At 47.7% G+C, this 22,350-nt stretch carries 24 protein-coding genes; 17 read left to right on the top strand and 7 right to left on the bottom strand.

What is annotated here, in order from left to right:
• Positions 1 to 55: 55 nt before the first annotated feature.
• Positions 56 to 322 (bottom strand): hypothetical protein, encoded by a 267-nt coding sequence (locus ACTRXI_RS04000; protein ID WP_474261195.1) that lies wholly within the window; start codon positions 320 to 322, stop codon positions 56 to 58.
• Between the two features lie 120 nt (positions 323 to 442).
• Complete coding sequence (locus ACTRXI_RS03995) at positions 443 to 1,087, bottom strand: DsbA family oxidoreductase (RefSeq protein ID WP_474261193.1); 645 nt, start codon at positions 1,085 to 1,087, stop codon at positions 443 to 445.
• Between the two features lie 186 nt (positions 1,088 to 1,273).
• Between ACTRXI_RS03995 and ACTRXI_RS03990 the strand changes: the two genes are divergently transcribed.
• The 3 genes from ACTRXI_RS03990 to ACTRXI_RS03980 all read left to right on the top strand — a co-directional run bounded on the left by ACTRXI_RS03990 (position 1,274) and on the right by ACTRXI_RS03980 (position 2,762).
• A complete protein-coding gene (locus ACTRXI_RS03990) occupies positions 1,274 to 1,558 on the top strand; it encodes a hypothetical protein (protein WP_474261192.1) in 285 nt (94 codons plus the stop codon).
• Positions 1,555 to 1,737, top strand: coding sequence for a hypothetical protein (locus tag ACTRXI_RS03985; RefSeq protein WP_474261191.1), 183 nt, complete (start codon positions 1,555 to 1,557; stop codon positions 1,735 to 1,737). The genes ACTRXI_RS03990 and ACTRXI_RS03985 overlap by 4 nt, the downstream gene beginning before the upstream one ends.
• Positions 1,738 to 1,856: 119 nt before the next feature.
• Positions 1,857 to 2,762, top strand: a complete 906-nt coding sequence (locus ACTRXI_RS03980; RefSeq protein WP_474261190.1) for a Gfo/Idh/MocA family protein — start codon at positions 1,857 to 1,859, stop codon at positions 2,760 to 2,762.
• Between the two features lie 48 nt (positions 2,763 to 2,810).
• Here the strand turns inward: ACTRXI_RS03980 and ACTRXI_RS03975 are convergent, their stop codons facing one another.
• Complete coding sequence (locus ACTRXI_RS03975) at positions 2,811 to 3,575, bottom strand: DeoR/GlpR family DNA-binding transcription regulator (protein ID WP_474261189.1); 765 nt, start codon at positions 3,573 to 3,575, stop codon at positions 2,811 to 2,813.
• 401 nt (positions 3,576 to 3,976) lie between these two features.
• Here ACTRXI_RS03975 and ACTRXI_RS03970 point away from each other — a divergent pair, with 401 nt between their 5' ends.
• Both ACTRXI_RS03970 and ACTRXI_RS03965 read left to right on the top strand, forming a co-directional pair.
• A complete protein-coding gene (locus ACTRXI_RS03970) occupies positions 3,977 to 4,963 on the top strand; it encodes an endo-1,4-beta-xylanase (protein ID WP_474261188.1) in 987 nt (328 codons plus the stop codon).
• Between the two features lie 14 nt (positions 4,964 to 4,977).
• A complete protein-coding gene (locus ACTRXI_RS03965) occupies positions 4,978 to 7,245 on the top strand; it encodes a glycosyltransferase (protein WP_474261187.1) in 2,268 nt (755 codons plus the stop codon).
• Between the two features lie 116 nt (positions 7,246 to 7,361).
• On the opposite strand, the gene ACTRXI_RS03960 is transcribed toward ACTRXI_RS03965, so the two are convergent.
• Positions 7,362 to 8,213, bottom strand: a complete 852-nt coding sequence (locus ACTRXI_RS03960; RefSeq protein ID WP_474261186.1) for a YihY/virulence factor BrkB family protein — start codon at positions 8,211 to 8,213, stop codon at positions 7,362 to 7,364.
• Positions 8,214 to 8,502: 289 nt separating this feature from the next.
• On the opposite strand from ACTRXI_RS03960, the gene ACTRXI_RS03955 reads away from it, so the two are divergent.
• Complete coding sequence (locus ACTRXI_RS03955) at positions 8,503 to 8,655, top strand: DUF3219 family protein (protein WP_474261185.1); 153 nt, start codon at positions 8,503 to 8,505, stop codon at positions 8,653 to 8,655.
• 22 nt (positions 8,656 to 8,677) lie between these two features.
• Here the strand turns inward: ACTRXI_RS03955 and ACTRXI_RS03950 are convergent, their stop codons facing one another.
• Entirely contained in the window at positions 8,678 to 9,586 is a 909-nt protein-coding gene (locus ACTRXI_RS03950) for a sulfotransferase (protein WP_474261184.1), read from the bottom strand.
• Between the two features lie 124 nt (positions 9,587 to 9,710).
• Entirely contained in the window at positions 9,711 to 10,277 is a 567-nt protein-coding gene (locus ACTRXI_RS03945) for an LOG family protein (protein ID WP_474261183.1), read from the bottom strand.
• A gap of 121 nt (positions 10,278 to 10,398) precedes the next feature.
• Here ACTRXI_RS03945 and ACTRXI_RS03940 point away from each other — a divergent pair, with 121 nt between their 5' ends.
• The 3 genes from ACTRXI_RS03940 to ACTRXI_RS03930 all read left to right on the top strand — a co-directional run bounded on the left by ACTRXI_RS03940 (position 10,399) and on the right by ACTRXI_RS03930 (position 13,000).
• Entirely contained in the window at positions 10,399 to 11,832 is a 1,434-nt protein-coding gene (locus ACTRXI_RS03940; protein ID WP_474261182.1) for an aminotransferase class I/II-fold pyridoxal phosphate-dependent enzyme, read from the top strand.
• 6 nt (positions 11,833 to 11,838) lie between these two features.
• Positions 11,839 to 12,486 (top strand): dTMP kinase, encoded by a 648-nt coding sequence (gene tmk / locus ACTRXI_RS03935; protein ID WP_474261181.1) that lies wholly within the window; start codon positions 11,839 to 11,841, stop codon positions 12,484 to 12,486.
• Between the two features lie 88 nt (positions 12,487 to 12,574).
• Positions 12,575 to 13,000 (top strand): DUF948 domain-containing protein, encoded by a 426-nt coding sequence (locus ACTRXI_RS03930; protein ID WP_022792890.1) that lies wholly within the window; start codon positions 12,575 to 12,577, stop codon positions 12,998 to 13,000.
• 35 nt (positions 13,001 to 13,035) lie between these two features.
• Here the strand turns inward: ACTRXI_RS03930 and ACTRXI_RS03925 are convergent, their stop codons facing one another.
• Positions 13,036 to 14,370, bottom strand: a complete 1,335-nt coding sequence (locus ACTRXI_RS03925; protein ID WP_474261180.1) for a TolB family protein — start codon at positions 14,368 to 14,370, stop codon at positions 13,036 to 13,038.
• A 265-nt stretch (positions 14,371 to 14,635) separates the two neighbouring features.
• On the opposite strand from ACTRXI_RS03925, the gene ACTRXI_RS03920 reads away from it, so the two are divergent.
• The 8 genes from ACTRXI_RS03920 (at position 14,636) to ACTRXI_RS03885 (ending at position 22,320) form a co-directional block, all read left to right on the top strand.
• A complete protein-coding gene (locus ACTRXI_RS03920) occupies positions 14,636 to 14,965 on the top strand; it encodes a cyclic-di-AMP receptor (protein ID WP_322525299.1) in 330 nt (109 codons plus the stop codon).
• A 16-nt stretch (positions 14,966 to 14,981) separates the two neighbouring features.
• The gene (gene holB / locus ACTRXI_RS03915) at positions 14,982 to 15,971 is read left to right on the top strand and encodes a DNA polymerase III subunit delta' (RefSeq protein WP_474261179.1); all 990 of its coding nucleotides are present in this window, start codon (positions 14,982 to 14,984) and stop codon (positions 15,969 to 15,971) included.
• A 2-nt stretch (positions 15,972 to 15,973) separates the two neighbouring features.
• On the top strand, positions 15,974 to 16,789 hold the full coding sequence (locus ACTRXI_RS03910; protein ID WP_322525628.1) for a PSP1 domain-containing protein: 816 nt from the start codon (positions 15,974 to 15,976) through the stop codon (positions 16,787 to 16,789).
• 32 nt (positions 16,790 to 16,821) lie between these two features.
• Entirely contained in the window at positions 16,822 to 17,190 is a 369-nt protein-coding gene (gene yabA, locus ACTRXI_RS03905) for a DNA replication initiation control protein YabA (RefSeq protein ID WP_462868267.1), read from the top strand.
• A 98-nt stretch (positions 17,191 to 17,288) separates the two neighbouring features.
• The gene (locus ACTRXI_RS03900; RefSeq protein WP_474261178.1) at positions 17,289 to 17,768 is read left to right on the top strand and encodes an N-acetyltransferase family protein; all 480 of its coding nucleotides are present in this window, start codon (positions 17,289 to 17,291) and stop codon (positions 17,766 to 17,768) included.
• The gene (locus ACTRXI_RS03895; RefSeq protein WP_474261177.1) at positions 17,765 to 18,646 is read left to right on the top strand and encodes an aldo/keto reductase; all 882 of its coding nucleotides are present in this window, start codon (positions 17,765 to 17,767) and stop codon (positions 18,644 to 18,646) included. The genes ACTRXI_RS03900 and ACTRXI_RS03895 overlap by 4 nt, the downstream gene beginning before the upstream one ends.
• A 126-nt stretch (positions 18,647 to 18,772) precedes the next feature.
• The gene (locus ACTRXI_RS03890) at positions 18,773 to 20,491 is read left to right on the top strand and encodes an ABC transporter ATP-binding protein (RefSeq protein ID WP_474261176.1); all 1,719 of its coding nucleotides are present in this window, start codon (positions 18,773 to 18,775) and stop codon (positions 20,489 to 20,491) included.
• On the top strand, positions 20,488 to 22,320 hold the full coding sequence (locus tag ACTRXI_RS03885; protein ID WP_474261175.1) for an ABC transporter ATP-binding protein: 1,833 nt from the start codon (positions 20,488 to 20,490) through the stop codon (positions 22,318 to 22,320). The genes ACTRXI_RS03890 and ACTRXI_RS03885 overlap by 4 nt, the downstream gene beginning before the upstream one ends.
• Positions 22,321 to 22,350: the final 30 nt, after the last annotated feature.

Here is a 22,350-nt window from a genome sequence, read left to right as displayed (position 1 = left end):
GCTGGACAGGGGACCCCTCTATGCTCCTTCCCGTATCCCGGGGAGGCTTTTTTTATTAATCTAAAACGTTAAACAGCCTGGGAAGGGGGATGAGCTCGAGCGTCGTGTCTATTCTGGGGTCTGTAGTGGTTTGTTCTTCTAATCTGGCACAGTAAATTAATTGTTCCTCTTCAAGAAAATAAAGAGAGTCCTTTACTTTCCGCTCCTGAGTGCTGGTTAAATGCACTACGACCGGTTCGTTTCTTTTCAAAGCAGTTTTGGCAGCAGGGGCTGCATGTTTGTTTAGTTTATGGAGCGCACGATTCACTTTAACAGCAAGCATGGCGCAGGCCTCCTATATTACAATTATGGGAATAAGTTTCCCTGTGCTCAGTCGTATTAAGCTTTACTTTCGTCCTATCTTTATACGAAAAGCCCTTCCGGAAAGGAAGAGCTTCTCCTGCTATGCCTGCTGCTTTTCATCCCAAACCTGCTGCAGTGCCTGTTCAAATGTTTCTGCCGGCTGGGCACCGGAGAGGGTGTACGTTTCATCGAATACATAAAAAGGAACTCCGTCAATTCCTATATAGGAAGCTTCCTGTAAATCTTTCTGTACGCTGGGGGTGTAGGCATCCAGCTCGAGCAGCTCTTTCGTTTCCTCCTCCACAAGGCCGACATCTCCTGCGAGTGCGGCAAGGGTGTCGATATCTGCAATGTTTTTGGATTCGGTAAAATATGCGCGCAGAAGGCGCTCAGTCATGCGGTTGTTTTTACCGCGTTCTGTGGCGAACTGCAACAGCCGGTGGGCGTCGAAGGAATTAGCCGGTACTGCTGTGTCCATGTTGTATTCCAAACCAATATCCTTCGCCTGATCGGTGAGCTGCCGGTGAAACGCAAGCACCTGCTCCCGGTCCATGCCTTTTTGTTCAGAGAGAAAGGTATGAATGTCCGAAGCCGGATTTTTTGGCATCTCCGGGTTCAGCTGAAAGCTGTGATAGACCACCTGCACCTGGTGCCTGAAAGACATGTTTTCCAAAGCGGTCTCAAAGCGCCGTTTTCCTAAATAGCAAAACGGGCACATTACATCAAACCAAATATCTACCTGCATGCTTTTCCTCCTTTAAAATACGCTATATCCAGTATGAAGAAAAAATTTTTTTCTGCCTACAGAAATGCTTACAGAGAGCGGTTTTTTCTGTTCAGTTAGAAAACCAGGAAAAAAATATCCTTTTCTCGAACGTACGTTCTTGTATAATGGAAGTAATATACTTCTCTTTGAAGGGATGTGAGGCTGATGAATGAAGAACAAAAAACAATCGCCCGCATGATAGCGGCGGAATGGGAAAAAGAAACGGAGGACTGGAAACAGAAGGAACGCCTTCTCCGTAAAGCCTGGGCAGAAAAGCATGAATTGAAACTGCACTGGAAAAACGAAGAAAATGATATAGAAACGACAGGGACGTGCACGTATATTGATCACATTAAGCGGCTTATTCACTGGAAGGACGAGCAGGGCAGTTATTATAATATTTCCTTTGACCGGATTCTTTCCGTACAAAAAGGGTGGGAAGAGTTGTGAAAAACGAAGAACTCGCTATGCTCTCCGCTTATCTGGACAAACAGATTGATCATTTAACCAGCCGCACACCCTACAGCAAAGAAGATGATCTGCTTTGTCTGGGCGGACGGCTTGCGTACCAGCAAATTCGTGCTGAAGTACAGAAAATAGCAGAACAGAAAGAAAATTACTATAAATAATCTGCTGGAAAAACGGTGAAGAAACAATTTATGGTATTCTGAGAAAAGAAGGTATTCAAAATTGTTCTGTTGGTTTTGAAACCGTTATCTTGATGAACTCAGGCCCGGGAGGGGACACCATGAAAATAGGAATGATTGGCATCGGGGACATTGCGAAAAAAGCGTATCTCCCCATTTTAAGCAACTTAAAAGATGTAGAACTGCACGTGTATACAAGAAACCCGGACACGTTAAAAGAAATTGCTGATACGTATACGATACCTCACACGTATCAGCAGATGGACGAGTGGCTGAGCTGCGGTATGAAAGCAGCATTTGTGCATACAGCGACCGTAGCGCATGAGCCTATTATTGATGCGCTGCTCGACATGGGCATCCATGTGTATGTGGACAAGCCTATTACGTACCACGCCGAATCTGCCCAGCGGCTGCTTACCAAAGCCAAGGAGAAGCGGCTGCTGTTAATGACAGGCTTTAACCGCCGGCATGCACCTTCCTATCAAAAGCTGATGGAAGCAGAGGACACGAATATGATTATCGTTCAAAAGCATCGGGGTCATCAGGCAGTGGATGCACGCACGTTTGTGTTTGACGACTTTATTCATGTGATTGATACGATTTTGTATTTGTTCCCAGAAACAATTGAGAACATGACGGTGAGCGGTAAAGGAGAATATGATCTCTTGCACCATGTGACGCTTCAGCTTGAGTCACCAAATGTGACAGCGCTCGGTATTATGAACCGCGAAGCCGGCACCTCCCTGGAACGTGTAGACGTGATGAACCAGGAGCAGACGCTGACGGTAAGTAATGTCCGGGATGTCAGTGTGCATAAAAATAAAGACATTTGGCACCAGGGAGAAAACGACTGGGAATCCACGCTGAAAAAGCGCGGCTTTGAAACTATTATTACAACCTTTCTGGCCTTTGTGGAACAGGACATTATACCGGAATATATGTATGAACAGGCCTGGGAAACCCATCAAATGGCTGAAGATGTTGTGCAGCACCTTACCAGCTCTTAAATCAAAGCTCTGTCATCCCTGCAGCCACAGCAGAGAGACAGAGCTTTATTATGAAGGAAAAATAACATTGATATCATGCTGCCCGAAAAAATCGAGCCACTCATCCGTTGGTTTTTTGTTGGTTACCAGGCAATCCACCTGCTCAAAAGGAAATGTTTTGACCAGGGAGACAGCTCCGAACTTTGTATGGTCAACAAGCAGAATAACCTGCCGGGCCTGATTCTGCATGTACTGTTTTAAATCAGCTTCCGGCTCATTCGTATCCATGATGCCCTGCGTCATGGAAATACCTTTACAGCTGACAACAGCTGCATCTACGTTGTACTGCTGTACTGAACGAATGGCTGAAGGCCCCACCAGAGAGCGCGAGTTTTTCCGAAGGCTTCCTCCGGTAGAAAACACGTCAAAGGATGAAAATGCAAAGTCCTGAAGAATAGATACGCTGTTTGTAATAATGGTGAGATGATCCTTGGACTGCTGAAGCACCTGCAGTGCTTCATAGACCGTGGAACTCGTGTCGGCCATAATGGAAGAGCCGTCCTTGATAAGCGGCGGAGCGAGCTGCGCAATGATTCTTTTTTCTTCCAGATTAATCGTATTTCTTGTCTGGTATGGAAGGTCTTCACTCGTGCGTTCATTGAGCGTGGCTCCTCCGTAATTACGGGTAACAATGCCTTCACGTTCAAGCTTTTCCAGGTCACGGCGAATCGTTTCCTCAGTAACGTTAAACGTTGAAGCGAGGGGAGCGACGAATACTTTTTTATCACTGTAGAGGGTGGATAGAATCTTTTCTCTTCGTTCAAAAGCGAGCATATATGGTCCTCCTTATTACAACTGCAGTCTTAATTTTACTAGTTACACTATAAGCATAAATCAGGCAGGAATACAGGTTTTTTAAGCAAAAATCTTTAAAAACAAAGAGTTTTTATACATAAAAGCTTCGCAGTTCAACATAATTTGCTTCCCGTTTTAAATTTACGGATATAGAAACAGATGGAAATTATCAATGGAAAAGTGTGGGTTAAAGCTTCTTAACGCATCGAAATAATGATATCATTAAGTATAAATACATACGTAATTGGAAAAAAAAGTTATAAATTCAGCCTTTATAATGACAATGCACAAAAGGAGAAAATGCTGTTTTGAAGAAGGTCTTTTTTGTAACAGCCGGGCTTCTGATCTTACTTATGGCAGGGGCAGGAGGGTGGTTTGCAGTGAAATCAAACGCTTCACTTGGTACAAACGCGGAGAATTCCGGGCACTATATAGGTGCTTCGGTGCGCTGGGATCCGCTTTCAGACAATGAAAAGTATAAAGATCTGCTCGTTGAAGAATTCAGCAGTGTCACGGTGGAAAACGAGATGAAGATGGAAGCCGTACAGCCTGAACCGGGCAATTACAGCTTTCAAAAAGCAGATGAAATTGTAGAGACTGCTGAACAAAATGATATGAAGGTCCGGGGTCACCCGCTGGTATGGGGCGAAGCGCTTCCTGGTTGGGTTCATGAAGAGGTAGTAGATGAACAAAGCGCTAAAGCAGTGCTGAAGGACCACGTGCAGACAATGGCCGGACACTACAGCGGACGCGTACAGGAATGGGACGTCGTTAACGAAGCCTGGAACGACGACGGAAGCTACAAAGAAACAATCTGGTTGGAGTACATAGGGCCGGAATATATTCCTCTTGCCTTCGAATGGGCACGCGAAGCGGCTCCCGAAGCAAAGCTCTACTACAATGATTACGGAAATGAAATGAAAAATGAAAAAACGGATGCTATGTTTGAAGCCTTAAACAGCTGGAAAAACGAGGGCGTACCGATTGATGGTATTGGCATGCAGACCCATATTGATGCTGCCGATCCGAGATTTTCCCGGGAAAAGATGCAGGAGAATTTTAAGCGTTGGGGAACGGCTGGTTTTGAGACTGCTGTAACTGAAATGGATGTAAAGCTGCAAAATCTGGATACTCCCCGAGAGGAACGTCTGGAGAGGCAGGCAGATATTTATGCAGATGTAACGAGCATCTGTATGGAAGAGGAGTCCTGCAGCGGCCTTACCGTCTGGGGAGTTGGTGATGCAGAAAGCTGGGTCACCGAGCAGGAATCAGAAAGCGGGGAGCCGCTGCTGTTTGACAGCAGCTGGGAAGTGAAGCCTGCATATGACCGCATGAAACGAACATTTATTTTTAACCATATACTTTGACAGGAGGGCAGGACATGAATGACACATTCTGGTATATTGTAGCAGCAGAGATAATTGTACTAATGCTGCTGTATTTTTCAGCAAAAAAATGGACATGGTCCCGGCACATACTGCTCTCCCTTTTTCTTATCGTCAATGCTGTCTATCTTTTCTGGAGAGCGGCCGAAACGATTCCTACACTGGGCATCATCAGCTTTATCGCAGGAATCCTGCTGTTGGCCACAGAAATAATGGGCTATTTCCAGGCAATCATGTTTACGATTTTATCCTGGAAACCATTCAAACGAAAACATATTCCGCTCTCAGAGCTGGAAAGCCTGCCTACAGTCGATGTGTTTATCGCCACATACAACGAACCGGAAGATCTTCTGAAGCGAACCATGACTGCATGCACAATGATGCGCTATCCTGAAGAGCTGCTTAGGGTGTACGTCTGCGATGACGGAAAAAGAGAGTCTGTGCGCCGTCTTGCAGAAAGCCTAGGTGTAGGCTACATTTCCCGTCCCGGCAACGAACACGCCAAGGCTGGCAATTTGAATGATGCGTTAACAAAAACCGACGGAGAAATAGTCGTTACGATGGATGCTGACATGGTGCCGAAAGCCGAATTCCTCGAGCGCACCGTCGGACAGTTCACGGACGAAAAAGTTTCGTTCGTCCAGGCACCGCAGGTATTTTATAATGCAGATCCTTTTCAGTACAATTTGTTTTTTGAAGACAACATCACTAACGAGCAGGATTTTTTCATGCGTCGGCTTGAAGAAGGAAAAGACCGCTTTAACGCTACTATGTATGTGGGCAGTAACGCCCTGTTCCGCAGAAAATCGCTCGAGGATATCGGTGGATTTGCCACTGGAGTGATTACTGAAGATATGGCGACTGGAATGCTGCTTCAAACCGGGGATCAAAAGACGGTATTTGTAAACGAAACCCTCGCCGTCGGGCTCGCACCGGAAACATATGCCGACCTTTTAAAACAGAGAGACCGCTGGTGCCGGGGCAATATTCAGGTCACCCGGAAATGGAATCCCATGAAAATCAAAGGCCTCTCCTTTATGCAGCGGCTGCTGTATATGGATGGTATCAACTACTGGTTCTTCGGCGTTTATAAAATGATTTTCCTGCTGGCACCGCTGTTGTTTTTGATTTTTTCGATTTACAGCCTGAACGCAGATTTTGAAACGCTTGTGCTTTACTGGCTGCCGGCCTTTCTTTCATCCCAGCTGGCCTTCCGGTTAATGTCCGACCAAAAACGGACCGTGCTCTGGAGCCATGTTTATGAAGTAGCCATGGCCCCGTACATGGCAGTCTCGGTAATTACGGAAGCGTTTATGCGGAAAAACATCAAGTTTAATGTCACAGCCAAGGGGATCCAAAATGACCGCCGTCAGTTTTTGTGGAGGGTCAGTATTCCGTATTTGGTGCTGCTTGCGCTCACCTTTATCGCACTGGCGAGAGTGGTGCTGCATTTCGCCACGTCTCTAACATTTTTTCAAAACGAAGACGTACTGTACATTAATATTTTCTGGATCCTTTATAACGCTGTAGCTCTTGTACTGGCATTAATGGTTTCAGTGGAGCGTCCGCGTTTTCGCGGAGCTGAACGGCACAAAGTAGACCTGGAAGGTACTGTGTCAGCCGGGGGGAGAACGCTTCCGTGCAAGGTGCTGGATCTTAGTGAAACCGGGGTGCGTTTTGAAGTAGCACACCCGGAAGCAAAATCCTGGCTTTCACATGAAGAACACTTTACGCTCAGCGCCGGCCCGATTAACCGCCTCCACGTGCATAAGCTGTGGGTGGGCGGCGAGGCAGAGGCCATGGCTGCTGCCGGAGGTAAATTTCAAAATGTGACCTTGGAACAGTACCGGAGTTTAATCCAGGTCATGTTTTTGGAAATGACCGATATTTATACGAAACGTATTTACGAGCGTTCTTCGCTTGGAAGAGCCTTTCTGAAGTTTTTCAGAGGCACGGAAAAACAGCCGGCCCAGGCAAAACGGATGGCTGTCCGGGAACAGGTGAATATGTCGGCAACTGTAAAAGTAAACAACGTTATTTATGAAGCGGTAGTTAAGGACTACAGCATGAGCGGCTGCCGGGTGCAGGTGAAAAACGTCAAAAGCATTCAGCCGGGAGATATAGTCTATATTTCCGGGAGGGAGGATCATTTTCCAGATAACTACGCGCGTACCCAGTGGATTCAGCAGCGGGGCCGTAAAACGTGGGTAGGAATGCAGTTTTTACAGGAAAGCAGCAGCAGTCAGTCGACAGGAACCAGTTGAGTAACGCAAAAAAGGAAGGCTCCCGCGATAGGGGCCTTCCTTTTATTATTTTTGACCCGAAGCTGAAAGGATAGGCCTTGAAAAGAAAAAACGGACTGCTCCGGGGGCAGCACGGCTCACGTTTCTTCTGTGGAAGCGGACGTGGTGGAGGATTTCCCGCGCCGGCGGTGATAAATAACGTTCAGTTCAGCACCGATCATTAAAATCATGCCGGTCAGGAAGAACCAAAGCATTAGAATAATAATACCTCCAAGGCTTCCGTAGGTGGCAGAGTAGTTGCCGAAGTTGCTGACATAAAAGGAAAAAGCGAGAGATATCAGCTGCCACAGCACCGCGGCTGTGATAGCGCCCGGCAGAATCTCCTTCCATTTCAATTTTTTGTTTGGAGCAAAACGATACAGTACGAGAAGCACAGCAGACATTATAGTCAGGGCGACGACCCACCGGAGAATTTGAAAAAGCAGCTCGGTCTGAGGCGGGAGGCTGACGACAGAGCTGATAAAATCAATGATCAGGTTGCCGAATATAGGGAGAATAAGAGCGGCAGCAAGTGCAATAATCATGCCGAGCGTCAGCGCAATGGAAAGGCCCCGGACTTTAATGAAGGAGCGCGTTTCTTCGATATCATATGCAGTGTTAGAGGCATTAATGAAGGCGTTGATCCCATTTGAAGCCGACCACAATGCGCCGATCAGGCCGATGGTGAAAAGTCCGCCCCTCGGGGTTTCAACGATACTCAGAATGTTTTCCTCGAGCACAGAGGTCATGCCGCTTGGGGCCGTATTCTGCACAAGCGTGACGACGGCCTGGGAATCAATATTAAGAAGGGGGAGAATGGTAAGTATTAAAATCATCATTGGAAAAATGGAAAGCAGGTAATAGTAGGATTGGGCGGCGGCTAGTAACGGGACATCGTCCTTTTTAAATTCGCCCATGAGTTCTTTGGCATAGGATTTGATGGTATTCATATGTTTTACCCCTCTCTTTGCAGCTTGGCGATACGTAGTTATACAAAGCCTTTCCTTACCGTACCACCAGGAGGGCTGGCTTAAACTGGCGGGGGAAGAACTGGACGTAATTATTGTAACGGAAGGTTTTATAGGGCAGAATGAAGCAGAGAACAAAAGGAGGAAAAAAATGATTTATATTAATAGCCGTGCGTTTCAGGAAGAGACATTGTTAAGAAACGATCGCACGGAAGAGGGAAAACGGATCGTTGAATTTACGTTTCAGGTTACTCATGAGGAGTAGCACGATGTGACGGTATTATTGTACGAAAATGACTTTAGTGTGCAGGTGGGGGCAGCAGAACCATTTCGGGCGGAGATTTTGCAGTATTCCACAGATACGGTGAATCTTTATGAACCTGGGAGCAAAAGCCGCTATACGCTCGCCCTGATTGAAAAATAACCGAAGAGCCTGGGCTCTTCGGTTAGCTTTTGGAATAATCCTTAATGTGATAGGCTTCGGCAAGCTTTTCATTATCTTTCTGGTATTTCAGCTGCAGCACTTTTTGAAGATTCACAGGGAGCGAGTACCTTTTATAATGAAGGGCAAAGCTCGCGTTATTCTGCAGCAGCCGCCGCGGGGATACAATACCAATCTTCGGTATGTCGACAATGGGAATTTTACCATTTGGATTCAGCGGTGTTTTAAAGAAATAATTCAACTTGCGGGCGATTACCGCCTGCATGACTCCGTAGCTGCGGTTCAGCTTTGAGCGGTTGTATTTTGGCACACGATCGATGCCCATATACTGAAGCAGCTGCAAAATTTGACCGTATTCATCATTGCGGAAGTTTTCATACTGCAGCAGGTAATAGTTATCCGGGCCGAAAAGCTCTTCTATTTTTTGGAGATAGCGGTAATAGTGATAATGATCCAGAATGCCATGGTCCTCCCAGTCTTTAAACAAAGCCTTGGCGCTCTTGTACCCGCCCTGATGGAGATATTGAACGTAGAGAGAGGTCAGCAGGTCAATTTGATCCCGTACACCGACGATAATATGGGTATCATACGTATCTGCCGGAAAAATGCGGCGGAGGTCTTCAAGCACCTTTAGATTGTTTTTTGATTTTTTTTGGGAAAATGGACTGCCGGAGAGGCCTTCATAGGAAATAAGCACGGGCTTGTCCGGATGCATAAATGCTTCAATATTTGTGCGGATGGTATAAATGTTTTCATCGCTCAGCCGTTTCAGCCGTAAATCATACAGCTCCTGATCGATGCGCTTTTTTCGTATGTATTTGATTTCCTGTTTTAGTTTAGGATACACATTCTGCTGTAAAAACGTAGTGGCTGTCTTATGAAAACCGATATGTATAAACACTTTTTTTCGCATAGGTTCCTCCGCATAGTTTGTTTAATTATTATTATCATAACGAAAAATAAGGTGCTCCGCAAAACGTTTACCCGGCTGGAGTAATAATGAATAAAAAAAGAGCACAGGCACAGCTTTATGCCTGTTACTCGTAGGACTTCTTTTCGAGCTCCGGATTTTCGCTGAGCTGCTGAAGAAGCTCTTCCGGAGAGTCAGAAACGATAATTTTATCGCGGTGGTCGGCAGGGAGAAACTGCTCCTGTTCCATATGGTTGAAAAATTGAAGCAGGTGATCATAATAGTGATGAATGTTTAAAAGCGCACACGGTTTTTGGTGCACGCCGATCTGAGCCCATGTAAACATTTCAAAAAACTCTTCAAGGGTCCCGGGCCCGCCTGGAAGCGCTATGAATCCATCAGCCAGTTCGGCCATTTTGGCTTTTCGCTCATGCATCGTAGATACTTTATAAAGCTTACTCAAGGAAGGATGGGCAATCTCCCGTTCAACGAGTTTATCCGGTATAACTCCTATCACTTCACCGCCGGCTTCGAGCGCAGCATCTGCGAGACGGCCCATCGTTCCTACGTTGGAGCCGCCATAGACCAGGGTGCGCCCGGAGGAGGCTATTTCTCGACCAAGAGCTGCTGCTGAATCTTTATATATAGGATCGTCTCCAAGGCGGGAGCCGCAAAATACAGCAATGCTTTTCATCAGGCATCTCTCCTTTAATATCTCAATCATTGAATAGTATAGCACGAGTAAAAAAAGAGAAAGAACAGCCAAATTTTCATGTTAAGATAAAAAATAGAGGCGAAAAGGGAGAGTGGTTGTCATGGTTTGCCAACAGGAGCAGCCTATAGTTCGCATGGCGCAGCAGCATATGGCCGGCCGGCCGGTCTCCTTTCACGTGCCCGGGCATAAAAACGGCACTGTTTTCCCGGCGTCGCTGCAGGAATGGAAAAACATATTTCCTTACGACCTGACAGAAATCACCGGGCTCGATGATCTTCATCAGCCTGAAGAAGGAATTGCAGAAGCGGAGCATTTAGCGGCGGAAGTGTTTGGGGCCGAAAAAACGTGGTTTCTAATTAACGGTTCTACGACGGGGAACCTTGCGATGGTGATGGCCGCCTTTTCTCCGGGAGACGAGGTGCTCGTGCAGCGCGATGCTCACAAATCGGTGATGAATGCGTTGAAGCTTGCCGGTGTCCGGGCGGTATTTGCACGGCCGGAAATCGATGAATATACGCAGCTTTCCATCGGTATTTCCCGGGAAATACTGGTGGATGCGTGGAGTCGTTATCCCTCGTTAAAAGGGGCGGTCATCACTTCTCCTTCGTATGAAGGGTGGAGTAGTGATATATCCTCTCTTGCAGAGTTCGTACACGGGCATGAAGGAGTATTGCTGGTGGATGAAGCCCACGGAGCCCACTTTGCGGCAAGCCCGCTGCTTCCGAAGGAGGCTCTCGCCCAGGGGGCGGATGTGGTCGTCCAGTCCGCGCATAAAATGCTGCCGGCTCTCACGATGAGTGCGTATCTGCATGTGTCCGGCTCCCGGGTTTCCCGTGAACGTCTATCCTATTATCTGGGGGTGCTGCAGTCGAGCAGTCCTTCATATCTGCTGCTCGCTTCACTCGATGCGGCCCGTCACTACGTACATACAATACAGCATGAGGGGTGGAGCCCCGAACAGCTTTCCGCTCAAAAGCAGCAGCTTGAAGCAGTCATCGGCAGCAGGCTGATACAGCCGCCAGAGCACGTAGATGCGGATCCGTTAAAGTGGATAGTGCCGGTGCCTGAAGGGTATACAGGATGGGAGGTGCAGGAAGCTCTCGAGCAGGAGCACATCTATTCAGAGCTTGCCGGCAGCAGCTACCTGCTGTGGACTTTGCCCCTGACCAGCGAACATATCAACATTCCATTAAATGCAGTCAAGAGAGTATGGGAAGGGCTTGAACCCCGGCACGGGAGCATGGGCCAGTCCTTTTCCATGTTTGAATTGTTTCCCCGTCTCTCCGAAGGCGTCTGGGAAGAAGAACCCGGCGAAGAAGAATGGGTCCTGCTTGAAAGCGCAGAGGGAAGAACTGCAGCAGCGCCGCTGGTGCCCTATCCTCCGGGTATACCTCTCTGGCTTGAAGGAGAATACGTGGATGCCGGAAGAATTCGCTATGCCCTTGACCTTCTGCAGAACGGGGGGCGTCTGCAGGGTGGCAGTCAAAAAGATAGCCGCTTTTTAGTAAAAGTAAAACATAGGAAGAAAGGATAGAGTCATATGCAGGAGACGAATAAAGGCAAGTTCATTACGTTGGAAGGAGGAGAAGGGTCCGGAAAGTCTACGGTTATTACAGCTCTCGAAAAGTGGCTGCAGGAAGAGGGATTCAAGGTGTTAAAAACGCGGGAGCCCGGAGGTATTCCGATTGCTGAAAAAATCCGGAGTCTGGTGCTCGAGCCGGAATATTCAGAGATGGATGCGCGCACAGAGGCACTGTTATACGCCGCAGCGAGACGCCAACACCTGGTGGAGCGGGTTTTTCCGGCTTTGGACGAAGGAGCTGTGGTGCTCTGCGATCGTTTTGTGGACAGCAGCCTCGCCTACCAGGGGGCAGCCAGGGGTCTTGGCATAGATGAAGTGGCAGCTGTAAATGAATTTGCGATTGAAGGACGTATGCCTGATCTCACGCTGCTGCTTGATGTAGATCCTGAGGAAGGGATAGCAAGAATCCAGCGGGCCGAAGAAAGGGAATGGAACCGCCTAGATAATGAAGCAGCGCTTTTTCATACGAGGGTACATGAAGCGTATATGACGCTCGCGGAGAGATACCCGGCCCGTATTAAAAAAATCGATGCCGGACAGCCGCTTGGAGAAGTAATTAAAGAATGCAGGGAAAAGGTACAGGCCTACCTGAACGTAAAAAGTTGAGGAAAAATACAAATTCAGTACATACAATAAAATAAAAACGGGAAAAGGCATTTAGGAAAATATCGCAAGTAAGGAAGGAGCCGGACAGATGATTGCTATTTTGTATGTGAGTATCGCTATCATTGTTTTGGCACTTGTCTGGTTAGTTATCGGTGTTGTTCAGGCTGTTAAAGCAGCATCTTCCCAGATGAAGACCATCAATGAAACAATGGAACGGATTCAAAAGAAAACAGACGGCCTGATTAATGAGTCGGAAACACTGACCCAGCGACTGGAGGTTATTAACGATTCCGTCAACCGGGATATGGAGACGATCCAGGAGCTTACGAATACGCTCAAGGGCTCCAAAGAAGCCGTAGGAAAATATCACATAGCGACGCGTGCTGTAGCTACCGAAACGCTTCATGAAAATCAAAAGCGTACGAAGGAAAATGAACAGGTGGCACAAATACGTGACATCGGCGACACGGTAGTCGACCTGTACGCTAAATGGAAAAACCGTAAACAAGCATAGAAAAAAGCAGCAGGGGCCCGCCCCTGGCTGCTTTTTTACTGGGAGGAAGCTCTATACTCGCGTATGTTCAGCCGGTACGATTGAATACCGGCGAACAGAAATAAAACACCTGTGCAGATAAAGAGAGGAACGACAAGTCCAGAGCAGATGGCAGCGAACCATGGATAGGAGGTCTCTCCAAAATGGCAGAAGCCCCACAGCCCCAGGGCAACAGCAGTGCTTGCCGCTCCGACCAGAAACGGACGGTATTTTTTATAGGCAGCAATAATAAACCAGCTGCCAAACAAAGTGTAGAAAAAACCAATTACATATACGTTGACTGTTTTCTGAGCAGCTCCGAGTCCTGCAGAGAGCAGCGAATCCCCGGCTTGATTCATATTAACCGGCACCACTTCATCGGTCCCGGATTCGCTGTTCACAATGCGCAGTTCATACTCTGCCGGCTCCTCCGGCCAGTTTTTCTGATGCATGTAGGCAATATCATCTGACTGATGAAAAAAAGAAGGAGAATCAATATTATTTTCATGGTCGGTTAATCTTTTGGCCTGCATATCCTCAAGATCATATAAAAACAAATCGTACTGGTAGTTGGGCTCCTGGCTGGAAGCAACGTTGGTTGTATAGGCATAGAGGCTTTCTGACGGTGAAGCTGTCGGGTTGTACAGCCCCCCGGGAAGGTTGTTCGCAAATTCGATATGCTCCTCATATACTTTATTGTTCAGGGTTTTCATTCCCACATGCATTTCATCATCGGGGCCTTCGGTGTAAGTATACAGAAGCATATTGCCCGTAGCGTCCGGAGAGATGTTTCCCATTAAATATTTGCTTTCACTGGTGATCTTTTTGTAAGATCCTCCGCTGGCAGGCATGGAATAAATGCTAAATCCTTCCTCTGTGCTCCGGTCTGCGGATTTCCAGGCGTCGGCTGGCATTCCTAAAAAGTAAATGAGTATGCCATCCGGTGAGTAGGCAGCATCACGTACATGAAGCTCACTGCCGGTTAACCGTTCATGCTGGCTGCTTTCTGTCTCTGCTGTATAAATAGAGCGAATTGAATCATTTTGTTCCGATAAAAATAGAATATCCTCCGGCGAGTGCGGATGGAAAGAAGGAGAAAATTGCGGCTGCTTTAGGTCAGTAAGCGGCTCGGGATTTTCGCCATCAGTAGCGGAGGTATATATTTTCTCCTGGCCGTCCGTGATATAGGTGAACGCTAATTTGTCATCAGAAGGAGCGACGGACAAGCTGCTTCCCATTCCGTCAAAGGACCGGTAAGGGTTTTCTGCCTTGGAATAGCCAATAGCTGTAGAACTTATTAATAAAACGGCGGTAATAAGTACAGCCCGGATCAGCCAGCGGGGAAAGCGCATGAGTCCAACTTCCTTTCTTCGTTAATCTGATGGTTCGGTAATGCCATAAATAGGAAACTGTTACTTGAAGTATTCCATATTTTGCTTTCAGCTTCAATTACAGTATATTTATTCCCAAATATTGATCAAAAGGTCTTAGGCTTAAGTATTGAATTCAGCATTCAAAAAATGGCTGTTTCGTTGGTATGCTTCACTTTTTACTGTATATACAGTAAAATAAAAATAATAAATATTATGGATTTGGACGAAATAGGAGGTACGGAGCATGAAGCTGTTAGTGGCTGTGGTGCAGGATAAAGATAGTAACCGGTTGTCTAATGCGCTGGTGGAAGCAAATTTTCAGGCGACCAGGCTCGCGAGTACTGGCGGGTTTTTGAAAGCCGGAAGCACTACGTTTTTAATCGGTGTGGAAGATGAGCAGGTGGATGAAGTAAAAATGGTCATCCAGGAAAACTGCAAAACCCGGGAACAGCTCGTCGCTCCTGTTTCGCCTATGGGCGGAAATGCGGATTCCTACGTTCCCTACCCTGTGGAAGTACAGGTCGGTGGAGCGACCGTTTTTCAATTAAACGTGGAAGAGTTTGAAAAATATTAAAGACGGAGAGATTAATATGAGTTGGGAAGCCATGCAGGAAGAACAGCCTACAGTAATGTCGCTGTTGGAAAGAAGCATGAACAAAGACCGCGTGGCCCATGCTTATATATTTGAAGGAAAAGCGGGTGCCGGCAAGCGTGAAACAGCGCTTCTGATGGCACAGCGCTTTTTTTGCGTAGAAAACAACGGCCCGGTGCCGTGCGGAGAATGCAGGGAATGCCGAAGAATCACGCACGGGAACCATTCGGAAGTAATGTTTTTACAGCCGGAAGGCGCTTCAATCAAAAAAGCACAGGTGGAAATGCTTCAAAAAGAATTCACCTATAAAGGAATGGAAGCCCGTTTAAAAATTTATATTATCGAAGACGCTGACCGTATGACGGCCAGTGCAGCCAACAGCCTGCTGAAGTTTCTCGAAGAACCGGAAAGCCCGACTCTCGCCATTTTATTAACGGAGAATGCTCATTTTCTGCTGGACACGATTCAGTCCCGCGCCCAAAAGATTGCGTTTTCTCCTCCCTCCGTGGAGCGTCGCCGCCATTTGTTTCAGGAAAGGGAAGGTACAGGGGAAATTGCGGCCGGCCTGCTTGCAAAACTGCCTCATGTCCCTGAGCGTGAAAACGACGCAGCACAGGCTGAGTGGATTGTACAGGGCCGAAATCTAGTGATACAATTAACGGAAGAGGTGCATCAGCGCCTTCACAGTGCACTATTGACACTGCAGGATAAATGGCTTGTACATTTTTCAGATAGAGAAGAACTGGACATCGGCTTAGATATGCTGCTTTTTTGGTATCGCGACCTCCTGTCGATCACATACGGTTCGGATGACATCACATACTTCGATCAAAAAGCGACGTTGGAACGAGTAGCCCTTCGTTTTTCAGAGATGGAGGTCGTTGCCCGACTGCAGGCAATTTTAGAAGCAAAGCGCCGGCTCCGGGCTAACGCGAATGCGCAGCTTCTGATGGAACAGCTGCTGATCCAGTTACAGGAGGGATCATGACATTGCATGATGTAGTAGGCGTCCGGTTTAAAAAGGCGGGAAAGATTTATTACTTTTCCCCGAACGGCCATGACGCACAGGTAGAAAGCTGGGTCATAGTAGAAACGGCCAGAGGAATTGAGTACGGGAAAGTAGTGCTTGAAAATAAGCAGGTCAGCGGCGACGACGTCGTATTGCCGCTTAAAAAAGTTATGAGGCTTGCCGATGAGGATGATCACGCTGCTGTGAAAGAAAATAAACAGCTTGAGCAGGAAGCATATGATCTCGGCTGCGAAAAAATTGCGACGCACCAGCTGGATATGAATCTGGTGAATGTGGAATACACCTTTGACCGGAATAAAATTTTGTTTTATTTCACGGCGGAAGGACGGGTGGATTTCCGTCAGCTGGTGAAGGATTTAGCTTCCCAATTTCGTACAAGGATTGAACTCCGGCAGATCGGGGTCCGGGACGAAGCCAAAATGCTCGGCGGGATCGGCCCGTGCGGAAGAATGCTTTGCTGTTCGACGTTTCTCGGGGATTTTGAGCCGGTTTCCATTAAGATGGCAAAAGATCAGAATCTTTCCTTAAATCCGGCAAAGATTTCCGGCCTGTGCGGCAGGCTTATGTGCTGTCTGAAATATGAAAACGATCATTATGAAACAGCCAAGCGTGAAATGCCGGACGTTGGAGAGCATATTAATACCCCGGAAGGCAAAGGAAAGGTAGCCGGTATTAATATTTTAGAACGTCTCGTACAGGTGAACTACGCAGAAGAAGAGAGAGTATTGGAATTTTCGCTGGATGAGCTGCTTGATGAAGGCTTCATCGCAGGATAACAGTTAAACGGACGGAGAAGGTGGGGGTGCGAGTGGATAAAAAAGAAATTTTCTCCCAGGTGATTCATATGGAAGAGCGGATTGGAAGGCTCCATGATGAACTGGGAGAGCTCAAAGAACAGCTGGCGATGCTTATTGAAGAGAACCAGGCACTCGTACTTGAAAATCAGCATCTGCGTCAGCGGGTGGAAGACAGCGGTGAGGAAATTCAGGAAAAGGAATTAGCCGGAGGGACGTCCCAGCCGGGTCCGAGCCGCATTCAGACGAGCAGTATGGGGGAGGGCTATGACAACCTCGCCCGCTTGTACCATGAAGGCTTCCACATTTGTAATATGCATTACGGCAGCCTGCGGACGGACGGAGACTGTTTATTCTGCCTCTCGTTTTTAAATCAAAAATAAGGAACAAGCAATCTGGAACCGCCTGTCTGTAAAGACAAGCGGTTTCGTTTATATCTTCAGAAGACAAAGTGATGCATTTTCAGCGAGGAGGGCATGCAATGATCAGGCCTGTACGAGAGGAAGACTATGAAGCGGTGCGCGGGGTTGCTGAGATCACGTGGGAGCATACGTATGAAAATTTAATACCAGCCCGGGCAAGAGAGGCGTTCATTGAAGCTGCTTACTCTAAAAAAATGTTTGATGTTAAGCGTGGGGAATCCATATTTTTAGCGGCGGTTAGCGAAAGTGTTCTGATAGGTTATATTAACTTGCTCCAGCAGGAGGAAGCAGAGCTCGCAGCTCTTTACGTGCTGCCCCGGTATCAGCGCGCCGGCTGGGGACAAAAGCTGTTCGACGCCGGAATGGAATATATTTCTGCTGAAAAGAAAACGATGACAGTGTACGTGGAAGAGGGAAACACCCGGGCTGAAGCTTTTTATGAAAAGCAGGGCTTCCGGAAAACAGAGCGCTTCACAGAAATGTTCATGGAAACGCCGTTAAAAACAATAAAGATGGAGAGAGGATTGAATCATCAATGAGTGATATTTCAAAAACCATCAAAGAGCACGTTCAGGGTCGCACGGTGACCCTCCGGGACGGCACAGAGCTTCCGTCGCTTGGTCAGGGCACATGGCATATGGGAGACAATACCGGGCTGAGAGAGCAGGAAATAGAAGCACTGCGGACAGGACTTGATTATGGAATGACGGTGATTGATACAGCCGAAATGTACGGCGGAGGTAAAGCAGAGCAGCTGGCCGGAGAGGCATTGGAAGGAAGAAGAGAGGAAGCCTTTCTCGTTTCTAAGGTTCTTCCCAATAACGCAGGCGGCGAGAAGCTTGAAAAAGCGTGCGAAGGATCGCTTAGCCGTCTCGGTGTGGAACAGCTGGATTTGTATTTACTCCACTGGCGCGGAAGCGTGCCTCTCAAAGAAACCGTGAAGGGTATGGAAAAATTAAAAGCAGATGGAAAAATCAAACGGTGGGGCGTTTCCAACCTCGATACCCGGGAGATGAGGGAGCTGCTCTCGCTCGAACACGGAGGTAATGCTGTCTGCAATCAAGTATTATATCATCTGGCTTCAAGGGGGATTGAATTTGATCTGATGCCTTGGATGAAGGAGCAGCGGATGCCGGTAATGGCATACTGTCCACTTGATCAGGGAGGAGGGCGTACGCTTGGGGAAAGCCGGACCCTGCAGAGAATCGCTGAACGCCGGGGCATGAGCCCGCTGCAGATTGCCCTCGCCTGGACCATTCGCTCAGGGATGGTGTTAAGTATTCCGAAGACCTCCAATCCGGAGCATGTGCGGGAGAATGCCGAGGCGGCTAGTATTACACTGACAAATGAAGAAGTCGAAATGCTAGATAGTGCTTTTCCGAAGCCGCAGACAAAGCAACCGCTCGATATCGTGTAGCTGCCCACCGGCCTTTTCGTATGAGAAGGCCGGTTTTTATGCTGGATCGAGAAGAAATAAGCTGCAGGCGTGTGCTAAAATATAAATAATTCTTTACGCGGGCAGAAATGTGCAAGGGGTCTTTTGATGAAAACTATTTTACGCTACGTTCGTCCTTATAAAGCAGCAGCGGTATTGTCTTTTTTTCTGCTTTTGATTGAATTATCGGTTGAATTATTTCAGCCGCTTCTTCTTGCGAGACTGATTGATGAAGGTCTGGCAAACAATGATATCGGCCTGGTCGTAAGCCTTGGGTTTGCGATGGCAGGTCTTGCCCTGCTCAGCTTTGGTGTCGGGGTACTGAACTGTTTTTTCGCAGATCACGTCGGGCACAGCACCGGCTTTGATCTGCGCAATGAAATGTATAAGCGTGTCCAGGAGTCGAGCCTGGAGAATCTGCAGGATTTCCCGCAGTCCTCGTTACTGACCAGGCTCACCAATGATATTACCCAGGTGCAAAACTTGATTGTAATGATGCTCCGGTTTATGCTTCGTTCGCCGCTTTTGCTAATTGGCGCGACAGTTATGGCTTTTGTGGTAAATGCCCGAATGGCGCTCGTACTGGTGATTTTTATTCCTTTTTTACTGTTGATCCTCGCATGGCTGATGACAAAGGGAATGATTTATTTCGGCAGTTTGCAAAAGCGTATCGATGCCGTAAACAGGGTGATGAAGGAAAACCTTGGCGGCCTTAGGCTTGTAAGGGTTTTTGGCCGCGAGCAGCATGAAATTAAACGTTTTTTTGTGCAGAATGAAGCTCTCCAGGCGAGTGCTGTCAAAGCTTTTCGTTATACAGCTCTTACTTCGCCGATCCTTTTGTTTTTAATGAACGCAGCGATTGTGCTCATGCTTTGGATCGGAGGCTCTGCCGTGCAGAACAACGAGGCCCAGGTAGGTGAGGTGGTAGCGGTAGTGAACTATGCTGCAAGAATGACTGGCGCGCTTGGCGTTGTCGGCATGCTGATTACACTGCTTGCCCGGGCGAGAACTTCCGCCTCGCGGATTGAAGAAGTGCTCGAAGGTGCCGAAAAGGAAAATTCCGGCCAGGAGGACGTAAAAGAAGAAGGAAGTATAGACGTCCAGTTTGAGAATGTGACTTTTGCTTATAGCGACAGCCGGGTTCCGGCTCTGAATGATGTGACGTTTCACGTGAAACGCGGCGAGCAGATGGCGGTTCTCGGGGCGACCGGGGCTGGTAAATCTTCTTTGTTCCAGTTAATGCTTCGTTTGTATGAGCCGGTCAGCGGCCGTCTTTTTATTGATAATGCAGACACCAGGGATCTTAACATTGCTTCGTTAAGAACCCAGATCGGCTACGTCCCCCAGGAGGCAAAATTGTTTTCAGGAACGATTCAGGAAAATATTCAGTGGGGGCGTGAGGAAGCCGGAGCTGAGGAAATGAGCAGAGCGGTGGAGACGGCTCAGCTTGAGGAAACGATCCGGGCCATGCCTGAGCAGGAGCAGACGATGATCGGCCAAAATGGCGTAAATCTTTCGGGGGGCCAGAAACAGCGGGTGACGATTGCCCGGGCATTGCTGAGAAACCCGGGGCTTTTGCTCCTCGATGACAGTACGAGCGCGTTGGATGCGGAAACGGAGGCACAGTTTCTGGAAGCGCTTGAAGCGTACCCGTGTACCTCCATTTTAGTAACTCAAAAGCTTTCTACGGCACTGAAGGCGGATAAAATGCTGCTTCTTGAGCATGGGGAAGTCATTGGATTCGGCACTCATGAAGAGCTGTATGAGGAGTCTGCATTCTACAGACAGCTGTATCAATCACAGTATGGGAAGGAGGCGGCGACATGAAAAGGCACTGGATTACCTCGCCGTTTCAATATAAACATCCGGACATTGATCCTTCCCAGGCAGACGACCGCCCGGACACTGACCAGATACAGAACTGGAAACGTACCACCGCCCGGCTCTGGTCTTATCTGTCCGTTCAGAAATGGCGGCTGACGGCTGTTTTTGTCTGCGTGCTTTTCACTGCCGCCTTTATGCTTTCGGGGCCGCTGCTTCTTGGTCATATCGTTGACCAGTATTTAGTGCCGCAGCGGCTCGAAGGGCTTGGAACGATACTGTTACTGTTGTTTGCTGTGTACGTTGGGTGGGGAGTCATGAGCACCATCCAGACTTATGTGATGATTTCTCTTGCCCAACAGGCCGTTTTTAAGCTTCGCTACCACCTTTTTTCTCATCTGCAGACATTGCCGCTGTCGTTTTTTGACAAACGGCAGGATGGCTCTATCATGAGCAGAATGACGAACGATATGGATAACATATCAACTACCTTAAACACCTCGGTCGTGCAGATCATGACCAGCCTGTTAACGTTTACCGGTATTCTCGTTATTATGTTAGTGATCAGCCCGCTTCTCACCTTTTTTACGCTTTTGTTTCTACCGGTCATGTTTTTGGGTCTGCGCTGGATTACCAGGCGGACCAGACTGTTGTTTCAAAAACAGCAGCAGGCGGTCGGGGCAGTGAATGGGTATGCTGAAGAAACGATTTCCGGCCAGTCGATCGTGAAGGTATTTTCCAAAGAGCCGCGCGTCATGAAAAACTTTGAACAGGAAAGCGAAACCCTTCGTCATGCAGGATTTTGGGCTCAGACGTATTCCGGTTTTATCCCGAAATGGATGAATTTTTTAAACAATATTAATTTCGCGATTACGGCAGGAGCCGGAGGAATTTTGGCGTATTATGGTGTCGGTGCAGTTACTATTGGTACGATCGTGATTTTTGTGGAATATTCCCGTCAGTTTACCCGGCCGTTGAACGACCTGGCGAATCAGTTTAATGCTCTGTTTGCGGCGCTTGCCGGGGCAGAGAGAATTTTTTCGTTTCTGGACGAAAAGGCGGAGGATCACCGGGAGGAGAGAGGAACAGCCAAGACTGTTTCCGGGGAAGTAAAGTTTCAGGAAGTTACGTTTGGCTATGAAAACGAAAAGGTGCTCCGCGGCATTGATTTTCATGTGAATGCCGGCGAGACAGCTGCTTTTATAGGCCCTACCGGTTCCGGAAAAACGACCGTTATGAATTTAATTATCGGTTTTTACACGGCGGAAGCCGGAGAGATTTATGTGGATCAGACACCTCTTTCTGAATGGAATATTAAACATCTTCGGAAGCAGATGAGCGTAGTTCTGCAGGATGATTTTCTGTTTGAAAAAACGGTAATGGAAAACATACGCTACGGTAATCTGGAGGCTACGGATGAAGAAGTAATAGAAGCGGCAAAAGCGGCCAATGCCCATGCATTTATCGAGCGGCTGCCGGAAGGTTACCAGACGATGCTTGGGAAGGAAGGAAGCGGGTTCAGTCACGGGCAGCGGCAGCTGCTTTCCATCGCCAAGGCAGTGCTGTCCGACCCGAAAATTCTGATTCTTGATGAAGCAACGTCAAGCGTGGACACAGTAACGGAGATGAGAATACAGGAGGCGCTGGGGCGCTTAATGAAAGGCCGTACTTCTTTTGTAGTGGCGCACCGCTTAAATACCATTGAAAAAGCAGATACCATCTACGTAATGGACGATGGAGAAATTGCAGAACAGGGAACGCACAGAGAACTTCTTCGAAAGCAGGGACGATATGCAGCTTTTCAGGAGGCCAATCAGCAGAAGGTGGATATATGAAAAAAAATGTGAATCAATTCAAAATCAGGG

Source organism: Marinococcus sp. LNHM4E3-1 (genome assembly GCF_056034405.1).
The sequence above is the reverse complement of the archived record's forward strand: the minus strand, read 5'-3'. Positions and strand labels throughout refer to the sequence as shown.